Origin of the sequence: Sedimentibacter sp. (genome assembly GCF_038562225.1) — a bacterium.
Taxonomy (GTDB): Bacteria; Bacillota; Clostridia; order Tissierellales; family Sedimentibacteraceae; genus Sedimentibacter.
The window spans coordinates 777,155-795,700 of sequence record NZ_JBCFAS010000001.1 but is presented as its reverse complement, the minus strand read 5'-3'; the positions used below and the strand labels follow the sequence as shown (position 1 = coordinate 795,700).

The 18,546-nt window shown below is 40.6% G+C and carries 18 protein-coding genes and 1 riboswitch; of the genes, 10 read left to right on the top strand and 8 right to left on the bottom strand.

All coding sequences use genetic code 11. The features are described 5' to 3' along the window. Positions 1-28 precede the first annotated feature (28 nt). Positions 29-409 (top strand): GtrA family protein, encoded by a 381-nt coding sequence (locus AAGU76_RS03840; RefSeq protein WP_342484118.1) that lies wholly within the window; start codon positions 29-31, stop codon positions 407-409. Positions 410-587: 178 nt separating this feature from the next. Here the strand turns inward: AAGU76_RS03840 and AAGU76_RS03835 are convergent, their stop codons facing one another. Next, on the bottom strand, positions 588-1,844 hold the full coding sequence (locus tag AAGU76_RS03835; RefSeq protein WP_342484117.1) for a glycosyltransferase family 2 protein: 1,257 nt from the start codon (positions 1,842-1,844) through the stop codon (positions 588-590). Positions 1,845-2,117: 273 nt separating this feature from the next. Between AAGU76_RS03835 and AAGU76_RS03830 the strand changes: the two genes are divergently transcribed. The 3 genes from AAGU76_RS03830 (at position 2,118) to AAGU76_RS03820 (ending at position 4,616) form a co-directional block, all read left to right on the top strand. Further along, positions 2,118-3,374, top strand: a complete 1,257-nt coding sequence (locus AAGU76_RS03830; protein WP_342484116.1) for a hemolysin family protein — start codon at positions 2,118-2,120, stop codon at positions 3,372-3,374. Between the two features lie 151 nt (positions 3,375-3,525). Beyond that, on the top strand, positions 3,526-4,098 hold the full coding sequence (locus AAGU76_RS03825) for a nucleoside recognition domain-containing protein (RefSeq protein ID WP_342484115.1): 573 nt from the start codon (positions 3,526-3,528) through the stop codon (positions 4,096-4,098). Beyond that, on the top strand, positions 4,098-4,616 hold the full coding sequence (locus AAGU76_RS03820) for a nucleoside recognition domain-containing protein (protein ID WP_342484114.1): 519 nt from the start codon (positions 4,098-4,100) through the stop codon (positions 4,614-4,616). The genes AAGU76_RS03825 and AAGU76_RS03820 overlap by 1 nt, the downstream gene beginning before the upstream one ends. On the opposite strand, the gene AAGU76_RS03815 is transcribed toward AAGU76_RS03820, so the two are convergent. The 4 genes from AAGU76_RS03815 to AAGU76_RS03800 form a co-directional block, all read right to left on the bottom strand. Then, on the bottom strand, positions 4,609-5,202 hold the full coding sequence (locus AAGU76_RS03815; RefSeq protein ID WP_342484113.1) for a DUF5317 domain-containing protein: 594 nt from the start codon (positions 5,200-5,202) through the stop codon (positions 4,609-4,611). The two genes, AAGU76_RS03820 and AAGU76_RS03815, sit on opposite strands and share 8 nt — an antisense overlap. Before the next feature lie 11 nt (positions 5,203-5,213). Then, positions 5,214-6,527, bottom strand: coding sequence for an HD-GYP domain-containing protein (locus AAGU76_RS03810; RefSeq protein WP_342484112.1), 1,314 nt, complete (start codon positions 6,525-6,527; stop codon positions 5,214-5,216). A 228-nt stretch (positions 6,528-6,755) separates the two neighbouring features. Further along, a complete protein-coding gene (locus tag AAGU76_RS03805; protein WP_342484111.1) occupies positions 6,756-7,379 on the bottom strand; it encodes a hypothetical protein in 624 nt (207 codons plus the stop codon). Between the two features lie 155 nt (positions 7,380-7,534). Then, a complete protein-coding gene (locus AAGU76_RS03800) occupies positions 7,535-8,251 on the bottom strand; it encodes an N-acetylmuramoyl-L-alanine amidase (protein ID WP_342484110.1) in 717 nt (238 codons plus the stop codon). A 104-nt stretch (positions 8,252-8,355) separates the two neighbouring features. Then, positions 8,356-8,523, top strand: a riboswitch (cobalamin riboswitch). 84 nt (positions 8,524-8,607) lie between these two features. On the opposite strand from AAGU76_RS03800, the gene AAGU76_RS03795 reads away from it, so the two are divergent. The 6 genes from AAGU76_RS03795 (at position 8,608) to AAGU76_RS03770 (ending at position 14,778) form a co-directional block, all read left to right on the top strand. Beyond that, complete coding sequence (locus AAGU76_RS03795) at positions 8,608-9,984, top strand: cobyrinate a,c-diamide synthase (protein ID WP_342484109.1); 1,377 nt, start codon at positions 8,608-8,610, stop codon at positions 9,982-9,984. Continuing rightward, complete coding sequence (gene cbiB, locus AAGU76_RS03790) at positions 9,981-10,934, top strand: adenosylcobinamide-phosphate synthase CbiB (protein ID WP_342484108.1); 954 nt, start codon at positions 9,981-9,983, stop codon at positions 10,932-10,934. The genes AAGU76_RS03795 and cbiB overlap by 4 nt, the downstream gene beginning before the upstream one ends. Before the next feature lie 47 nt (positions 10,935-10,981). After that, complete coding sequence (gene cobD, locus AAGU76_RS03785) at positions 10,982-12,049, top strand: threonine-phosphate decarboxylase CobD (protein ID WP_342484107.1); 1,068 nt, start codon at positions 10,982-10,984, stop codon at positions 12,047-12,049. Next, complete coding sequence (locus AAGU76_RS03780; protein ID WP_342484106.1) at positions 12,046-13,104, top strand: phosphoglycerate mutase; 1,059 nt, start codon at positions 12,046-12,048, stop codon at positions 13,102-13,104. Before cobD ends, AAGU76_RS03780 begins: the two co-directional genes overlap by 4 nt. Beyond that, positions 13,089-14,582: a cobyric acid synthase gene (locus tag AAGU76_RS03775; RefSeq protein ID WP_342484105.1), complete on the top strand. Its 1,494-nt coding sequence runs from the start codon at positions 13,089-13,091 to the stop codon at positions 14,580-14,582. Before AAGU76_RS03780 ends, AAGU76_RS03775 begins: the two co-directional genes overlap by 16 nt. A gap of 67 nt (positions 14,583-14,649) precedes the next feature. Continuing rightward, positions 14,650-14,778, top strand: a complete 129-nt coding sequence (locus AAGU76_RS03770) for a hypothetical protein (RefSeq protein WP_342484104.1) — start codon at positions 14,650-14,652, stop codon at positions 14,776-14,778. Between the two features lie 108 nt (positions 14,779-14,886). Here AAGU76_RS03770 and AAGU76_RS03765 read toward each other — a convergent pair whose 3' ends face one another. From AAGU76_RS03765 to AAGU76_RS03755, 3 genes are all read right to left on the bottom strand, one after another. Beyond that, the gene (locus AAGU76_RS03765) at positions 14,887-15,684 is read right to left on the bottom strand and encodes a GNAT family N-acetyltransferase (RefSeq protein WP_342484103.1); all 798 of its coding nucleotides are present in this window, start codon (positions 15,682-15,684) and stop codon (positions 14,887-14,889) included. A gap of 100 nt (positions 15,685-15,784) precedes the next feature. Further along, entirely contained in the window at positions 15,785-16,297 is a 513-nt protein-coding gene (gene nrdG, locus AAGU76_RS03760; RefSeq protein WP_342484102.1) for an anaerobic ribonucleoside-triphosphate reductase activating protein, read from the bottom strand. Further along, positions 16,291-18,495 carry an anaerobic ribonucleoside triphosphate reductase gene (locus tag AAGU76_RS03755; RefSeq protein ID WP_342484101.1) on the bottom strand — a complete coding sequence of 735 codons (2,205 nt, stop codon included), beginning with the start codon at positions 18,493-18,495 and terminating at the stop codon, positions 16,291-16,293. Before AAGU76_RS03755 ends, nrdG begins: the two co-directional genes overlap by 7 nt. Positions 18,496-18,546 lie beyond the last annotated feature (51 nt).

Below are 18,546 nucleotides of genomic sequence, written 5' to 3'. Positions count from 1 at the left end.
TAATATTATTGACCAATCGAGGTTTGTTATGAACAAAAAAGCCAAAAAAGAAATAATAATGTACCTGGCGGCAGGAATCCTCACTACAATAGTTAACTTTGCAGTTTACTACGCTTTAATCTTTATGTGTGTGGACTACAAAGCGGCAAATACGGCGGCTTTTTTGGTGTCTGTGATATTTGCCTTTGCTGTTAACAAAAAATATGTTTTCTTAAGCAATAAAGGCATTTGGGAAGAGTTGGCCAGATTCTTTGCAGGAAGGGTATTCACTTACCTGCTTGACATAGGAACCATGATTGTGCTGGTGGAACTTTTAGGTGTCGGCCGATATGAAGCTAAGGTATGGGCGAACGGTGTTGTAATGGTTTCAAATTATGTAATAAGCAAGTTTTGGATATTCAGACAATAAAAAAATTGCTCGGCAACTCCGCTAGGGGGACCTATGTCCCCCTTTGGCGCAAAACTGCTTCCGCATTTTTGCTGAGAACCCCCCTTGACGGCAAGGACGTCCGACATGCACTCCCCGGTTTTTATATAATAAGAAAAAGAATTTTCTTATTATATAAAAAAATCCTCTTTCGAGGATCTTACTGGCGTACTTCTTCAATTGATTTAGCAATGCTGTGAGTTATAGGCTTCCATTCGATCTTTCTGAACAAAGCCACTATGGATATTGGAATATAAGTAAAAATGAAAACAGGGAACGTGAAAATATATTTTATTTTCTTCGCTGGAGTTGAATTGATGCTCTTCCATTCCGTTATTGTTGTAATAAGGCCAAGAGCAAACAAAATCAAATATGAATTAACTCCCGACATCAAAATTGCTCCTGATGTTTCTTTGATTATTTCAGGATATGTCTCAATGTTTATAAGACCTACCGTAAGAAATACCAGATTTATAAACACGCTGGCCAAAGAAAGCAAAAGAGCCGGCATTATGGTCATCAGCATGTCATAGCAGCTGAAGCTTCTCTTGGCGAATATGCTTTTGAACAATGTTTTTCCATATTTGGCAAATACCTGATAAAATCCTTTCGCCCAGCGAAGTCTCTGATTCCAGGACTGTTCGAACAGATAGGGCTGTTCATCGTAAAGTACTGCATTGCCGCAATATCCTATTTTTTCGCCTTGTATTGCATTGTCTATGGAAAACTCAATGTCTTCCGTAAGAAGGTGATGTTTCCATCCGTTGTTTTTTCTTATTATTTCGTCGCTTACCATGAAGCCTGTTCCGGAGATGGCACATCCTGTGTTAAGCATCATCCTTGAATTGTTCAGATACTTGGCTTCTCTTAAAAACCAAAGAGAATAACCTGCCGAAATCCAGTTTGTATCGTAATTTTTTGAGTTTCTGTAGCTGGTGATGATTTTGTACCCGTTGTCAAACACGTTGTTCATTTCAGCAACATAGTTTTCATCCAGCAGATTGTCTGCATCAAACACAAAGTATCCTTCATACTTTTCATCGCTGTTTATTATGCTTTTGAATGCATAATCAAGAGCATAGCCCTTGCCCACATTCTGTCTGTTGAACCTTTCAAACACAATTGCACCCGCATCTCTTGCAACATCTGCCGTATTGTCGGTGCAGTTGTCAGCTACCACGTATATGTCTATTAGCTCTTCCGGATATTTCTGTTTTTTGATGCTCGAGATCAATTGTCCTATGACGTTGCTTTCATTTCTTGCAGCTATAACCACTGCATATCTGTGGTTCGTGCTTGATGAAAAATTGCTTCCTTTTCTGAAAAGGGCAACCAATACGTAGTAAGCCTGGTACATGTAAAAACCCGTGAACAGTATCAATATAACAAAGTTAAATATATTTATAAACGATAACAATTTTCAATACCTCCATTTATACCTTTCAGTTTGCAGTATAGCCATTTATTTAAGATTAATCAATTAAGTATTTCTTAACATTCGTTTAACATTTGTGAAAACGTTGTTCAATAAACGTGATTTATTCTTTATTATTTCTTTGTTGACTTATTTTATCCTTTTCCAAAATTTCTAAAAATTACTTGACTATGTTGAAATTAGAAAATTATTTGACACTTATTCCGGCATATATTATACTATAAATACAATTAATTATTAGGAGTGAATTAAATAATGGATGATGACGTCATAAGTCAGGTCGCAATTTTAGTTATATTAGTGCTGTTATCAGCGTTTTTTTCAGCAAGCGAGGCAGCATTTAACAATTTCAGCAGAATACGTATAAAGAATTCAAACTATTCTAACAACAAAAAAGCAGAGTTGGTTATGAGATTGGACGAGAACAATGATAATCTCATGTCAACTATTCTTATTTTTAACAGTATTTTTAACGTAACAGCATCGGTGCTGTCAGTCTACATATTTTCAAAATATTTTGACACCTATGGAATTGCCATTTCAACTGCCATAATAATATTGATAATACTGGTTTTTGGAGAATTGATACCAAAAGGTATAGCTCAAATGGCACCGGAAAGATTTGCTATGTTTTCTGCCGGAATAATTAGTATTTTTATGTTGGTGTGTACGCCTGTTAATTTTGTTCTTTCAGCCATAAAGAGATCTTTTGGAAAGATATTTAAATCCGAAGCGCAGCCGTCCATAACAGAGGATGAGCTGAGAACCATGATTGATGAGGTTGAAAACGAAGGTGTAATTAACAAAAATGAAAGTGATCTCATACGCTCTGCCATAGAGTTCAATGAGACTGTCGTTGAAGACATATACACCCCCAGAATAGACATTGTGGGAATCGAGGAAGAGGAAAGCTTAGACGACATAAAGGAAAAATTCTTAATAAGCGGGTATTCAAGGCTTCCGGTGTTTAAGGATGACATGGACAACATTGTTGGAGTTCTGCATGAGAAGGACTTTTACCAGGCTTTGAACCGCAAGGAAAAAGATATTAAAAAGCTAGTTTCGAAGATAATATACATCACACCGAACAAAAAGATATCAGAACTGTTAAAAGAACTGCAAAGAGCCAAGGCTCACATGGCTGTGGTTATAGACGAGTACGGCGGCACTGAAGGAATCGTCACCATGGAAGACATAATAGAGGAGCTTGTGGGTGAAATATGGGATGAACATGACGAGGTCATAGAGTGGTTTAAAAAGATCGGGGAGGACAAATACCTGGTTTCATGCAATGCCGATGTGGACGACATGTTTGATTTGTTTGACATTGAGCCTGAAGAGGAAATTGACGTGACTACCGTAAACGGATGGATTACAATGCTCTTTGAAGAGATTCCTGAGGTAGGCGGCAAAATAGTGTACAAGAACCTTGACATAACCGTGACTAAGGCTGAAGCGAAAAGGGTTCTGGAAATTCAGGTGGAAAAAAACAAGGAAGAAAACTCAATTTGAATTATAAGCGTTTAAACAACGCTTTTTTTATTTTTGGAAATGTGCCATCCAGCCCATAGTTGTCATAATAGGTGCTTATTCAAAATATAATATTTAAAGACTAATTGGTCAATGCTGCGAAAAGGTATTTCATGAATGCGGGGATGAGTGCTTGAGAAAGTTATGGGTAGGTTTGATATTTCTTGGAATTGTGTTTTCAGTTGCAAACGGCAAGCCGGAGACATTGACGAATGTGCTTCTGTTTGACTTGCAGAAATCTGTTGATCTTATTATCAAGCTTGTTCCAGTCATGGCTTTTTGGACAGGAATGATGCGTATAGTGGAAAATTCGGGTATACTCAACAAGCTGTCCATACATTTAAAGCCCCTGGTCAGATATTTGTTCAAGGAAGTTCAGAGTGACACGAAGGCAGTCAATGCAATAGTTTTAACTCTCGCAGCAAACATGCTGGGCATAGGCAACTCGGCTACAGCCTTCGGAATTAAGGCCATGGAAGAGATGCAAAGAACCAACAGGGATAAGAAGACCGCCAACAGCGCCATGTGCATGTTTGTAATAATAAATGTGTCGTCCATACAGCTTATACCTCTAAGCATAATTAAACTTAGAGCCGATGCAGGCGCAGCTGTTCCCGGGGATATTCTGCTTCCCACAATTGCTGCCACGACATTTTCTACGGTTATCGCCGTATTGTTGGCAAAATATTTTGAAAGGAAGATGTGATGAGTTTTTCAGATATTGTTATGATTTTAGTGGTAGGGGGAATTTTGACCTACGGCTTATTTCATCAGGTTGATATTTATTCGTCTTTTGTGGAAGGGGCAATGGATGGAGCAAAGTCTGCCTTTAGAATTTTTCCTTACATACTGGCGGTGATTTTTGCAATAAATTTATTCATACAGTCAGGTGCTGAGGATTTCATAGTGAGCTTGTTAAGGCCCATTACCAGTTTTGTAGGTTTTCCGCCTGAGCTTTTATCACTGGCAATCATAAAGCCTCTATCGGGGGGAGGTTCTCTGGGAGTGTTCCAGACAATCCTTGACAGCTATGGAGCCGATACTTTTATAGGAAGGTGTGCGTCCGTGCTCATGGGATCATCGGAGACAATCTTTTATACGGCTGCTGTTTATTTTGGTTCAGTGGGCATAACAAACACAAGGCATACCATAAAGACAGGGCTGTTGGCACACGGAGCTTCCATATTTGCAGCACTGGCATTTTGCAGGTATATGTTTAATTAGATTTTTGTTTGCTGATTCTTTTTTTGCCTTCCAGCAGGTCCTGCCAGAATGCAAAGATGCCTGAAAGAAGGAAGACATCACCTATGCTTATGGTGATTGGATAGGGGTAGGGGGAAGGGATGGTTATTATGTCGCATAGAATTTTGAACCTTGTGCTGTCAGTAAGCAATGAATGTATCAAATCCTTGCCTGTCTGAAGGTATATCTTCTTTGCTTCGATGTCTGACAATGCGTCTGAAACATATACGGGCATCTTAAAACCGTTAGAAGTGATGGCGATGAAATTCATGAGTGTGCCTATGAAAAACAGCATCATGTATGACTTGCTTATGTTGTGCAATGTGACATAGAACAAGGCAAAATAAATTAGCCAGCTCATGGATAAAAATCTGAGAATGCTGCTGCCGGGATTTCTTTTAAACAAAAATTGAGCAGTAATTTCTATTACTGCCGCTGCAATCAACATTCCATAACCTTTGATTTTTACTTCCTTATTCAGAAAATCAAGGTTTTGTTTTTTTGCTGCTAGGTTCACAAGTGCAATTATAATCGATAGTATTGATGTAAAAATTATTTCAGGTATCATTATCCACCAAATTATTCAGTTAGTATGAAATAAGTGCTCCTTAAAGCTATTATTGCGTCATCTACAATGTCAGGGTTGAACTGTGTTCCTGCATTGATCCTAATTTCATTTAATGCTGTTTCAAGGCCCAGAGAATGCCTGTATGGCCTGTTTGTTGTCATGGCGTCAAAGGAATCTGCAATTGTAAGAATTGATGTTTCAATAGGTATGTTATCGTGAGTCAGACCGTCAGGGTACCCTCTTCCGTCGTTTCTTTCATGATGGTGCTTGATTATATCGGCAATGTTTGAGAGGTAGCTTAAATCGGAAATTATTGTAGCTCCAATTTCCGGATGGGACTTTATTGTTTTGAATTCATCTTCTTCAAGCTTGCCGTCCTTATTAAGGATTTTCTTGTCTATTCCTATCTTTCCGATGTCATGCAGCAGTGCCGCGCTTTTTATCAGGTCAATTTTTCCCTGAGGAAGGCCAACCTGTTTGGCTATGGCTTCTGCATAAGCGCTGACGCGCATGGAATGACCGCTGGTATATGGGTCACTGGCCTCGATGGCTCGTACCAAAACGTTCATGGTGTCAAAGTAATTCTTGCGCATGTCTATGTACAGCTTAAACGTGTATCTTGCCAGCAGCAGCGGAATGAAGAACAACAGTATTCCGCCGATGCCGTAGCTGTTGTATGAAAAGGCAAGTACTATTCCTAAAAGACTGACCATTACAATATTTATCAACAATCCGAAGAAGCTGCTCTTCCAAATGGTTGAAAATTTTTCTTTAAGAAGGATGGACATAAGTTCTGTCATGAAAAGTGTATTGGAGAAAATGTAGATCAGCAATGAAGCCGTACCTGCAACCGGATTGTAAAACACAAAACCAACGTCAATAATTTTATCAACGGCTACATATGTCATGGCTGCCAAACTGGAATTAATAATATATTGACTTATATTGAATACTGTTTTATAAATTGGACTATTAAAAATGTGAACGCGTCCACGACCATCAACATATGGACATCTAAAAGCAACTCCTGCTGCAGTTATGATTGCTGTGGTCAAGGGGTTAGTTAATAAAATAGCTGAAAAGGCCAAAGCAAAACTTACAGAAATTGCTCCTACTTTAGGCAACAAAATTAAGAATGTTTCTGCAACCGCTGATAGTAAAGAGAAAACCAAAAGTAGCACATAGTCGTTTACAGTGTAGGTTTTGAATAAGTAAACAAGAAGCATAACAGCTACTATAGTAAGTAAGGATATATAAGAGTATAGTTTGATATCAATTTTGGATTTTTCAATTTTATTTTTCATTGTATTTATACCATCTACCATATTATACCTCTATATAATGAAGGGCTGACTTCCTAAATTCCTTTTAAATATTAGATCCAGCTTATACCTGCGCCTGCAGCTAAAACTAAAGATACTAAAGAAGCTATTATAGGCATTAATTTTTTCATGGGAAACCTCCAACAGATAGTCTCTGCTCGGTTCGCTATTAGAACAGGAAGGTTCCGCTACGCTAGTTGTGAAAAAATGAGTTTTTGTTAGTCAGCCCAATCATTCTTTAAAAAATAAACAGACTTTTCTGTTAATTGCATTTAATGTTGCTTTTATTGTTGAATCAATCTTGTTGTTGGTCACTATGGAGGAACCTATAAGTACATTTTCCCTGCCGTGTTCTATGTGTGTTATTGCTGCGACCATAACATCCTTTCCTGCCACTCTTGCTGATTGTATGTCCTCAACAATGAAGCAGTCCAGGTCGATTGCTTTTTTAATTGAATCCAAAGTAGACAAAGCCGCTACCATGAGAGTGTTTTTTTCTGATTTTATTCCTTCTGCAATGCCTGTAAACTCTTTTTCGTCCCAGGAAAGCTTGGTATTGATTTTTATTCTGTCGTTTGTTGTTTCATTGGTGTAACCATCATACAAAAGCCTGAAGTCTGTATTGATTGAAATGTTTTTGTTGATTTGAGCCACACTGATGATTTTATAATCCACGTCCAGATTAAAGTGTGATAGCAGAGCGGTGCGAATGTCACGAGATATCTGTTTTGAGTGCCTGCTGCTGTCAGACAGAACATGTATTTCGCTAATATTGCCATTTGCATCAGAAATAATTTTACACGACATGACAGATTTTATATTGGCTAAGAAATATTCCACTTCATCAAAATTCATATTATTCCTCCAAATGTTATACTACACGCTTAAATTATAATACAGAATTCGCATGTTTTCAACAATTAATTAAAAAATTTTCATATTTTTCTAAAATTTATACAAAAAAAACACATCTTTTCGACAAAATGAAAAAATGTGTTTAATTAAATATGTTAAATTTCATTAAAATATTTTACAACTCCTGTAAAAATAGCCCATGCTGCCTTTTCCTGGTACTCGTCGGTAACAAGTTTTTGTTCTTCCATATTGTTGGATAAAAATCCACATTCAATGAGTACTACAGTGTTTTTTGTGTCATCCATTATCTTGATATCCTTTTTTACCTGCGGTACCCGTGAGTTGGCAGGGTCAAGGATTGTTTTCAAACTGTCCTGAAGAATAAGGGCTGCCTTCTTTCCCTGTTCATTACTTTTTTGGTAAAAAACATGCGCTCCGTAATACTGCTTCTGTGGGAAGGCATTGAGATGTATGGATATGACCAAGTCGGCATTGGAATTGTTTATTGCTTCAACACGGTTTTTAAGATCTTCGTTTTTCTTGGCTCTGATGGTTTCAGATATGCCGGTGTAAAGGCCGGTGTCGTTATACCTGGTCATTTCCACCTCAAATCCGCTCCCTTCAAGAAAACGCATGAGTTTTTCGGAAATTGCAAGGTTGATGGGTGCTTCACCAATATTCATATCACCGCTGGCGCCCTGGTCTATGCCTCCGTGGCCGGGGTCTATGAGAATCTTCAGTTTTCCTACCTTGTCGGTAGTCTCATTTATTGTGGGACTGGTCTTGGTCATATTTGAAAATATAATCATCAAAATTGTGATTGCAAGGGCTATTGAAAATACCACATTTATCTTTTTTAACACATTTTCCATACAATCCTCCGTTATGTATTCTTATTTAAGCTTATGAGTGGAGAACCCTAATATTACAAAATTTATCGGTTTGACAACCATGCATTAATCATATATAATTAATTCAATTGAATATTGAATTTGGTAACAATTGTTTTAAAAGGGAAAACAGTAAATCTGTTACAGCCCCCGCTACTGTAAAGGTGATAATTCTCAAGACCACTGTGAAAACGGGAAGGTGAGCGTTAGATGAACCGATAGTCAGGAGACCTGCCGAATTTGGTTTGAGGATTTTCGGGAGGATAATCTTAAATTTTACGTAAAGCTAATCTTCCATTCAGGAAGATTTTTTATTTCATAATCAAAGCAAAGAGGAAGTGGTTTATATTAAAATTAATGTACCAAGATTAATGATTGCGGCAGCCGGTAGCAACAACGGCAAGACCACGATCACAACAGCTCTTCTGAAAGGTTTTTCAATGAAGGGGAAAAAGGTAGCAGCATACAAATGCGGACCGGACTACATAGACCCTATGTTTCACTCGGAGGTTATAAACGTGCCTTCAAGAAACATAGATACTTTTATGCTTGGAGAAAATATCTGCAGATATGTTCTTGGAAAAAACAGCAAAGGAGCAGACATTTCCATAATCGAAGGAGTCATGGGATACTACGATGGAATCGGACACACAACAGAGGCAAGCTCCTACGAAATTTCAAGGCTTTTAAACTGTCCCACTGTTCTGGTGCTGGACGTAAACGGCATGGCTGTTTCAGCCTGCGCTTTAATAGAGGGCTTTCAGAGCTTCAGGGAAGGAAACAACATAAAAGGAGTAATACTGAACAATATTTCCGAAGGAATGTACAGCTACTACAGGGAACTCATAGAAAAAAACACAAATATAAAGGTTTACGGATTTCTTGAGAGATTGGAAAACTGCAGGCTTGAAAGCAGGCATCTTGGGCTTGTAACAGCTCAGGAAGTAGGGAACTTGTCCGACATTGTTCGTGAGCTGGGTGAAAACGCACTTAAAACTATAGATATGGATGGTTTGTACCAACTGTCTCTTACAGCTCCCGAACTTGAATATGATGAACCAGTCATTGAAAGAAAGGGAAGTGTGAACATAGGACTTGCATACGACAAGGCTTTTTGCTTTTACTACAGGGACAGCCTTGATGTTCTTGAAGCTATGGGAGCAAATTTGGTGAAGTTCAGTCCGCTTAGTGATAGGAAGCTTCCTGAAAACATCAGCGGCTTAATTTTTGGAGGAGGCTACCCTGAACTATACATGAAAGAACTGTCTCAAAACAAATCAATGATGGAAGAAATCAGGAAAAAGGTTGAAGAAGGAATGCCTGTCTTTGCCGAATGCGGAGGCTACATGTACCTACTTGACTCCTTTAAGGATGAAAAAGATGAATACAATCTGGTGGGATCGGCAAAAGGACAAAGCTTCATGACCAAAAAGCTCCACAATTTCGGATATGTGACCCTTACGGCGAACAAGGACAACCTCATGTGCAGAAAGGGCGGCACAATAAGGGCTCACGAGTTTCATTTCAGCACCAGCACAAATTTAGGAAATGCGTTTACTGCAACAAAACCGGAATCAGGAAGAACATGGAATTGCATAATTGCAGGCGAAGACAGGTTCATGGGGTATCCCCACCTGCATTTTCTTGGCAACATAGATTTTGCTCAAAACTTCATAAATAAATCCATAGATTATACCAAGAGGCAAAGCATATGATTCCGTTGATTGCAGGTTACATTATTGATTTTTTAATAGGAGATCCGCAAGGGTTTCCGCATCCGGTAAGGCTAATAGGAAAATTAATCAGCTTCATGGAGAAAGCTTTAAGGAAGAAGTGCAGTCTTGCTGAAGATGAGAGAAAAGCAGGAATGGTTTTGTGGTTTACGGTTGTGGGTACATCTTACCTGGTGCCGTTAATTATACTTTTAGTGGCTGCAAAGGTGAACACATTCATAGCTTTGGCAGTTCACAGCATAATGTGCTACTACATTCTGGCTGCCAGGAGTCTTCGGGATGAAAGCATGCTGGTGTATAACAATCTTCATGCAGGAGACATGGAAAAAGCCAGAAAATCACTGTCATACATTGTGGGGCGCGATGTGGAGCATCTGAACAATGTCCAGATCGCCAAGGCAGCAGTTGAAACTGTTGCGGAGAATACATCAGATGGTGTCATAGCTCCCATGCTTTACATACTGGTAGGTGGCGCTCCGCTGGGGTTCATGTACAAGGCCATAAACACCCTGGACTCCATGGTCGGCTACAAAAATGACAAATATATAAACTTTGGAAGATTTTCAGCAAAAGCTGACGATGCAGCAAACTTTCTGCCTGCAAGGATTGCTTCATACCTTATGATTACAGCTGCTTACGTCCTGAAAATGGATTATGCTTCTGCATATAGAATCTACAGAAGAGACAGATACAATCACAAGAGCCCGAATTCTGCCCATACGGAATCTGTGTGTGCCGGAGCCCTGAACATAATGCTGGGCGGTCCCAGCTGCTACAACGGAGTCCTGGTGGAAAAGCCGGTCATAGGGGATAACAAAAGGGAAGTTAAAAATGATGATATCATAAAAGCAAACAATCTCATGTATGCCACTTCCCTCCTGTGTCTTATACTCGGAGTTGCTCTAAGGTTCGTTGTGATGTCAATTAGTTAAAAATTAGTATACATCATATTGATGATTTTAATATAACAGAGGTAGACATGGAAACACACGGAGCAGACATATATACAGCTTCAAAGCTGTCGGGAATTGACAAGTTCAGCATAATAGATTTTTCTTCAAACATTAATCCTTTGGGAATTACCGTGGCTGTAAAACAGGCTGCAATGAATGGAATTGAAGGATCATTCAGGTATCCCGACATTGAATCTCGAGAACTTAGAGAATCAATATCGTCCTATGAAAGCGTGCCGACTGGATGGATATTCACATCAAACGGAGCTGCAGAGGCAATTTACAGAATTGTCATGCATCTGAAGCCTAAAAAGGGACTTGTTACAGCACCTGCATTCGGCGAATATGAAAGTGCGCTTAAGGCGTCAGGCTCTGCGATAAGCAGATACACTCTCAGGGAAGAACATAATTTTAAAATCGGGGAAGATATGCTTGACATAATTCGTGAGGATACGGACATAGTGTTTGTATGCAACCCAAACAATCCCACAGGGCAGCTGACACGCATGGACATGGTCGAAAAAATTTTAGACCGCTGCAGTAAAATGGGGGCGGTTACAGTTATAGACGAGTGCTTTCTGGATTTCGTCAGGGACAAGGAGAAATACAGCACTGTGAAACTGCTTCAGAAGTATGAAAATTTGATTGTCCTTAAGGCTTTTACCAAGATATATGCAATTCCAGGTATCAGGCTGGGTTACTGTCTTTGTTCAGACTCTGGGATGGTAGAAGGTCTGAAATCCTCGGGGCCTCCCTGGAACGTCTCAACTGTTGCTCAGGTTGCCGGGGCCGCGGCATTAAGAGAAACAGAGTATGTCAAAAGAACCGTAGCGTACGTGGAAAAACAAAGGGAGTATCTTGTTGGAGAACTTCAGAATCTCAACATAAAAACCTACGAAAGCCATGCCAATTATATATTGTTCAGGACTAAGGAAATAAATCTCAAGGATGAGATGCTCAAAAGGGGAATACTCATTAGAAGCTGTGCAAACTATGAAGGCCTTAGCCGTGAATACTTCAGGATTGCCGTAAAGACAGAAGGCGAGAACAGGCTGTTCATAGAAACATTGAAGGAAGTAACGGAAATCATATGAAAATGATAATGGTAATATTGGATGGTGCAAGTGAAGAAAGAATTCCTGAACTTGGAAACATGACGCCCATGGAATATGCCCGCACGCCCTTTCTGGATGAGATGGCCGTGAAAGGGTGCATTAGCAGAAGAACCTTTTATCCTAAAGGTAGAAAGCCCGACAGTTTAAACTGCATCTTATCAATTCTCGGAATAGATGAAAAGAATATTCCGTACAACAGGGCATACCTGGAGGCCGTGGCTGCAGACATAAACATCGGTAAAGATGAAGCTGTTCTTCGGTGCAACCTGGTAAGCCTTAAAGACGGCAGACTGGACTCCTTCAACGGCAAAAATCTTACCTACGAAGACATGAGCCGAGTCTCCATGAGGGTAAAGGCAGAGAAAGACATGAAATTTGAACATTTGAGCGAATACAGGAATTTGCTTGTGGTTAAAAAAAGCAGCGGGGTATTGTCCCTTAAGGACATTCATCCTCACGAAAATGTGGGAATGGAAGTAGAATATATTTTGGAGAATCTGAATGGTGTTCCTATGCTCAGAAGTTTTGCAGAGAGAAACAGGTTCACCTCAAACGGCAGCGACTACATGTTTTATCCATGGGGCGTATCACTTCCTGTAAAGCTTCCGTTTTTCAGGGAGCTTCACCACAAGTCCTGCTCCTGCGTCTGCAGTGCGCCCATAGTGAAGGGAATTGCAAAGGCAATGAAAATAGACCTGGCTGATTTGAAAAACGCCACAGGAGATGTTGACACGGACTTGAAGGAAAAGGCTTCTGCAGCCTTGAGGGAATCGGCGGGGCACGATGTGGTCCTTGTTCACATAAACGGAACGGACGAAGCTTCTCACAGGAAGGATCTGGAGGGAAAAATAAGGTTCATCGAAAGAATAGACAGCGAGTTTTTTAAAGAGTTAAAAGAAAACTTAAAATTTGCAGACATAACCGTGCTTTCCGACCATCAGACCAGCACCGTTACGGGAAAACACGAGGAAGGATGTGTGGATATAATACAGTCGGGCTCCACAAAGGAAGGATTACTATGGCAAAATCAATAATGGTTCAGGGAACAACATCAAATGCAGGCAAAAGTCTCATAACCGCGGCTCTTTGCAGAATATTCGCCCAGGATGGGTTCAGGGCGGCTCCGTTTAAGTCCCAGAACATGGCACTTAATTCGTTTATTACAAAAGACGGCTTCGAGATGGGAAGGGCTCAGGTCATGCAGGCAGAAGCAGCGGGCATAGAGCCTGATGTGAGGATGAATCCTATTTTGCTGAAGCCAACCGGAGACAAGGGATCCCAGGTGGTTCTTAACGGCAGGGTGTTCAGGGACATGACAGCAGGAGAATATTATAACTACAAGGAAGAGATGGTTCCTCACATTACCAGGGCTTACAACTCTCTTTCTGAAGCATATGACATAATTGTTATCGAAGGAGCTGGAAGCCCTGCGGAAATCAATCTGAAGCAGCAGGACATAGTCAACATGGGCATGGCTAAAATAGCCGATGCTCCTGTCATCATCGTAGGAGACATTGACAGGGGCGGTGTTTTTGCTTCCCTGGCAGGAACCATGCTGCTGTTCGATGAAGAAGAAAAATCCAGGGTCAAGGGATTTGTCATAAACAAATTCAGAGGGGACGAGAAGCTTCTCACACCGGGACTTAAAATGCTTGAAGACATAACGGGGGTAGATGTGCTGGGAGTTGTTCCGTATCTGAAGGTTGACATAGACGATGAGGACAGTTTGTCTGAAAGGTTGATTAAGGACCATGAACAAAAGCTTGTGGACATAGCTGTAATCAGACTTCCAAGGATTTCAAACTTCACGGACTTCAATGTATTCTCCGTCATAGAAGGAGTTTCCCTGCGATACGTATCTTCTCTGAGAGAACTGGGGGACCCTGACATGATAATTATACCCGGAACCAAGAACACCATAGATGACCTAAAATGGCTCAGACAGTCCGGACTTGAAGCCAGAATCATCAGGTTTGCAGGGACGGGAAATCCTGTTTTTGGAGTATGCGGCGGTTATCAGATGCTTGGACAAATCATACACGACCCGGAAAATGTGGAGGGCGGGGGAAGCATTAAAGGACTTGGGCTTCTCAATGCAGAAACTTTCTTTTACAGGGAAAAGACAACGGTGCAGACCAAGTGCAGAATAAACAGCATAGAAGGTTTTTTCAAGGATCTTTCAGGTATTGAAGTCTCAGGATATGAAATCCACATGGGGGATACAGTTGTTTCTGAAGGCTGCCCATTGACAGGTGAAGAAGGAAAACATGGAGGCTGCGCCGCAGGCAATGTGGCAGGAAGCTACATTCACGGAATTTTCGATAACAGCCAGGTTGCGAACACGATCGTCAGAATTCTGGCAGAGAGAAAAGGGTTGTCGCTGGATAACATAAAGGAATTTGATATGCAAAATTACAAGGAAAGCCAGTATGATTTGCTGGCACAGTGGGTAAGACAATCGCTTGACATTGAAAAAATCTACCGGATAGCCGGTCTTGAAAAACAAAAATAAAAATTAAAGATTTCTTCATGTATTATTTCTATAAAAATTACAATAATAAATTTGAGGAGGTTGAGTCATGGAACAAAAAATTGCAAGTCTTTCAAAGGAACAGGAACAGAAATTAAAAAGGATAGAATCTGAACTTGGCTGTGTTTTGATAGCCTATGAAAACAAGTCGCAGTCCTCGGAAACTAATTTTCATTAATTTGAAATATAAAAATACGCCCAATGAGGGCGTATAATAAGGAAGTTTTGATTTTATTGGAGACGGTGCAACCTAATGGCTACGCCGTCTATTTTAATTATGGTATTTTCAGCTGTGCGTTTGTTCTCCCCATACAAAACCATTTTCCATCATTGTCGCTTTAATAATCTCCAATGATATTTTATCTATGCCATTCCATGAACTAACTTCCTGTTCACTGTAACGACGAAGGTCACATAAAAAGGCGATTTCATGTTTTTTGAGTGCTGCACAAGCGGTAGATATCAACTTGGTAAATAGTACTTCAGCCGAAACCAACACGCATTTCTCTTTATAGGGAAAGCCTTTGTCAAATTCAACTTTTTCATCTTCCCCAATCTCAAACACAGGATCTTCATAATAACGTCCAGCAATACCGTCAAGAGCACCGTCATATAAAGGCATTGCCATAAAAGCATCGAAGTTAACTCCACCCGATGTAGTAATGCTAAACTCTTTTGCACGCTTAAAGCCAAAGCGAGTATAATAATCTGGATGACCAAAGAACAAAATGGCACGATATCCAAGTCTTTTTGCTTCTGAAATAGTATACGTCATAAGTGCCTTGCCAACACCACGATTTTGATATTCAGGTAAGACACTTAGTGGACCAAAATTCAAAACAATATACTCCCGACCTTGTGCATCAACAATTCTACCTTTAGAAAACATTACATTACCAACGATTATGTCGCTTATTACCGCAACATAATCTAGTTCCGGCACAAATGCAGAAACAGAGCGTAACTTATGCGCTAATAGATGCTCATTACAATCCGGATGATTCATTCCCCAGAAAGCCTCTCGAGTCAATTCTTCGACAATACGATAATCTTGAGGCTGCTCAAGACGTAATTGAATATTCAAAAAATCCCTCCTACCCATTATATAAAAAAATTCTATCAATTTCTACTTACCTTAACTATTATAGCATATTTTTGTTCACTAATGGGCGTATTTTTGTTTGTCAGAACTTGTCAAATTCGTCCTGCCAGAGCACTGCTTTGTTACTTTCCAGAGATTTTTTCAAATTAATAATTCTTTGATTTGTTGAACCTTTAAACCTCAGGTTGTTTTCATAATATTTCCGGTCAAAGGGACCATCCACCAAGACATCGCAATTTTTGAGAAGAGTCAGACTCTTTTCGTTTTTGATCAGTTCTTCGTAAATATGCCCCGAATAAATCCAGATGGTCTTGCAGGTGTTTATTTTGATTTTTTCTGCGAGCTTAGAAAGAGCAGCTGCCTGCATCATGGGCTCTCCGCCTATGAATGTTATGTGGGTGAAGCCTTTTGTAAGCTTTTCATAAACTTCATCAATTGTCATGGGGCTGCCTGACTGCATGTCCCAAAGGCTTTTGTTGTGGCAGCCTTCGCATTTTATGTCGCAGCCGCTTACGTAAAGGCTTGTTCTGAAGCCTTCGCCGTCAACAATGGTGTTTTCGTTTATGTTTGCAACGTAGATGATGTCTTCTAGCAACTATGCTTCACCCTGTCTTTCAGTTCTGCCTTTTTTGCAGCGTTCCAGCTGTCGGTTCCCCCAACCAGGTATCCTGTTATTCTCTGTATGGTGTCGATGTCGGTTCCGCCACACATTGGACATTCCTTGAGGTTTTCAGATGCATCTTCGTATCCGCAGCTTTTACAGCGGTTACGTGTGTGGTTGACGGAACCGTAACCCATGTTGTATCTGTCCATAAGGTCTACAGTCTGCATCACTGCTGCCGGATTGTGAGTGGCATCACCGTCAAGCTCAACGTAGAAAATGTGTCCTCCCTTTTCCAGTTCGTGGTAGGGAGCCTCTATTACTGCCTTGTGCTCTATAGAACACCTGTACCAGACAGGTACATGAGAGCTGTTGGTGTAGTATTCCTTGTCTGTTATGTTTGGTATTGAGCCAAATTGTTTTCTGTCCCTTTTTACGAATCTGCCGCTTAAGCCTTCCGCCGGCGTTGCAAGCAGGCTGTAGTTAAGGTCGTAGTATTCTGACTTTTCCTGGATTTTTTTGTTCATAAACCTTACTATTTCAAGACCAAGCTCCTGTGACCTGTCATTTTCGCCGTGGTGGTGACCAGTCAGTGCTATGAGGGTTTCAGCCAGGCCTATGAATCCGATGCCCAATGTTCCGTGCTTCAGCACGCTTTCAACTTTGTTATCGGAAGATAGCTTGTCGCTGCCGATCCACATTCCTGACATGAGCATTGGAAACTGTTTTTTTAGTGCAGTGCACTGGAATACAAACCTGTCATAAAGCTGTTCTGCAGCCGTATCAATACACTGCTGAAGCTTCTTGAAAAATTCTCTCATCTTTTCATTTTCGTCTTCAATTTCCATGCACTCCAGGGCAAGCTTAACAATGTTTACGGTGGTGAAGGACAGGTTGCCTCTTCCTATGGATGTCTTTTCTCCGTGTCTGTCCTCAAATACTCTGGTTCGGCATCCCATGGTGGCTGTTTCCTTCTCGAATCTCCTGGGGTCCTCTGCGCTCCAGCCCTCATGAATGTTGAATGAAGCATCAAGGTTCAGGAAGTTTGGAAAGAACCTTCTGGCTGAAACCTTGCAGGCATACTTGTACAAGTCGTAGTTCCTGTCTTCAGGCAGGTAGTTTACACCTCTTTTTTTCTTCCAGATATGAATGGGGAATATTGGCGTTTCACCGTTTCCAACTCCATGGTACGTGGACTTCAATACTTCTCTTATGATGCATCTTCCTTCGGCGCTTGTATCTGTTCCATAGTTTATGGAGCTGAACACCACCTGGTTTCCGCCTCTGGAATGGATGGTGTTCATGTTGTGGATGAACGCCTCCATGGACTGGTGAACTCGCTTCACGGCAGAATTTATTGCCTGCTGCTTGTACCTTTTAACTCCTTCAAGATTGTCAAGGGTTGTCTCAGCATAATCGTCGATTATCTCATCATAAAGAGAACTTAAATCTATGTTTAAAAGTTCTTCTATTTTTTTTACCTCCTCCACGTAAGTCAATCTGACGTATGGAGCCAGGTAAAAATCAAATGCCGGTATTGACTGGCCGCCGTGCATTTCGTTTTGAATCTGCTCCATGGAAATGCAGCCTATTATGGACGCTGTCTCAATTCTTTTTGCAGGCCTGCTTGAGCCGTGCCCGGCCCTGAAGCCGTTTGTGAGGATGTAGTCCAAAGGGTGCTGCAGGCAAGTCAGCGATTTTGTGGGGTAGTAATCCTTGTCGTGCACATGTATGTAGTTATTGTCAACGAAGGTTTTGGATTTTTCGGAAAGAAGGCAGTCATCCACAAAAGGTTTGGATGATTCGCTTGCAAATTTCATCATCATTCCTGCCGGGGTATCAGCGTTCATGTTTGCATTTTCTCTGGTGACGTCATTTGGAACTGTGTTGACTATGTCCATGTAGATGTCGTACTGCCTGCGGCCCCTGGCTATATTTCTTTTGTTTCTGTAAATGATGTACTCCTTTGCAACATCCTTTCTCTTGCTGGCCATGAGTTTCTTTTCAACCAGGTCCTGAATCTGTTCAACGGAAATGATCTCTTTTGTGCTGTCCGAAATGTCCTGGGCAATGTCCTTTGCCAGCTGCACATCCAGACCTGTTATCGTGTGGTTCATTGCTTTCAGAATTGCGTCTGATATCTTGCTCTTGTCAAACTCGATGAGCCTTCCGTCTCTTTTGATTACATTCATAATGTTCCTCCCTTGTCAGCATAAAAAAACTGCGGCTATTAACCACAGTCC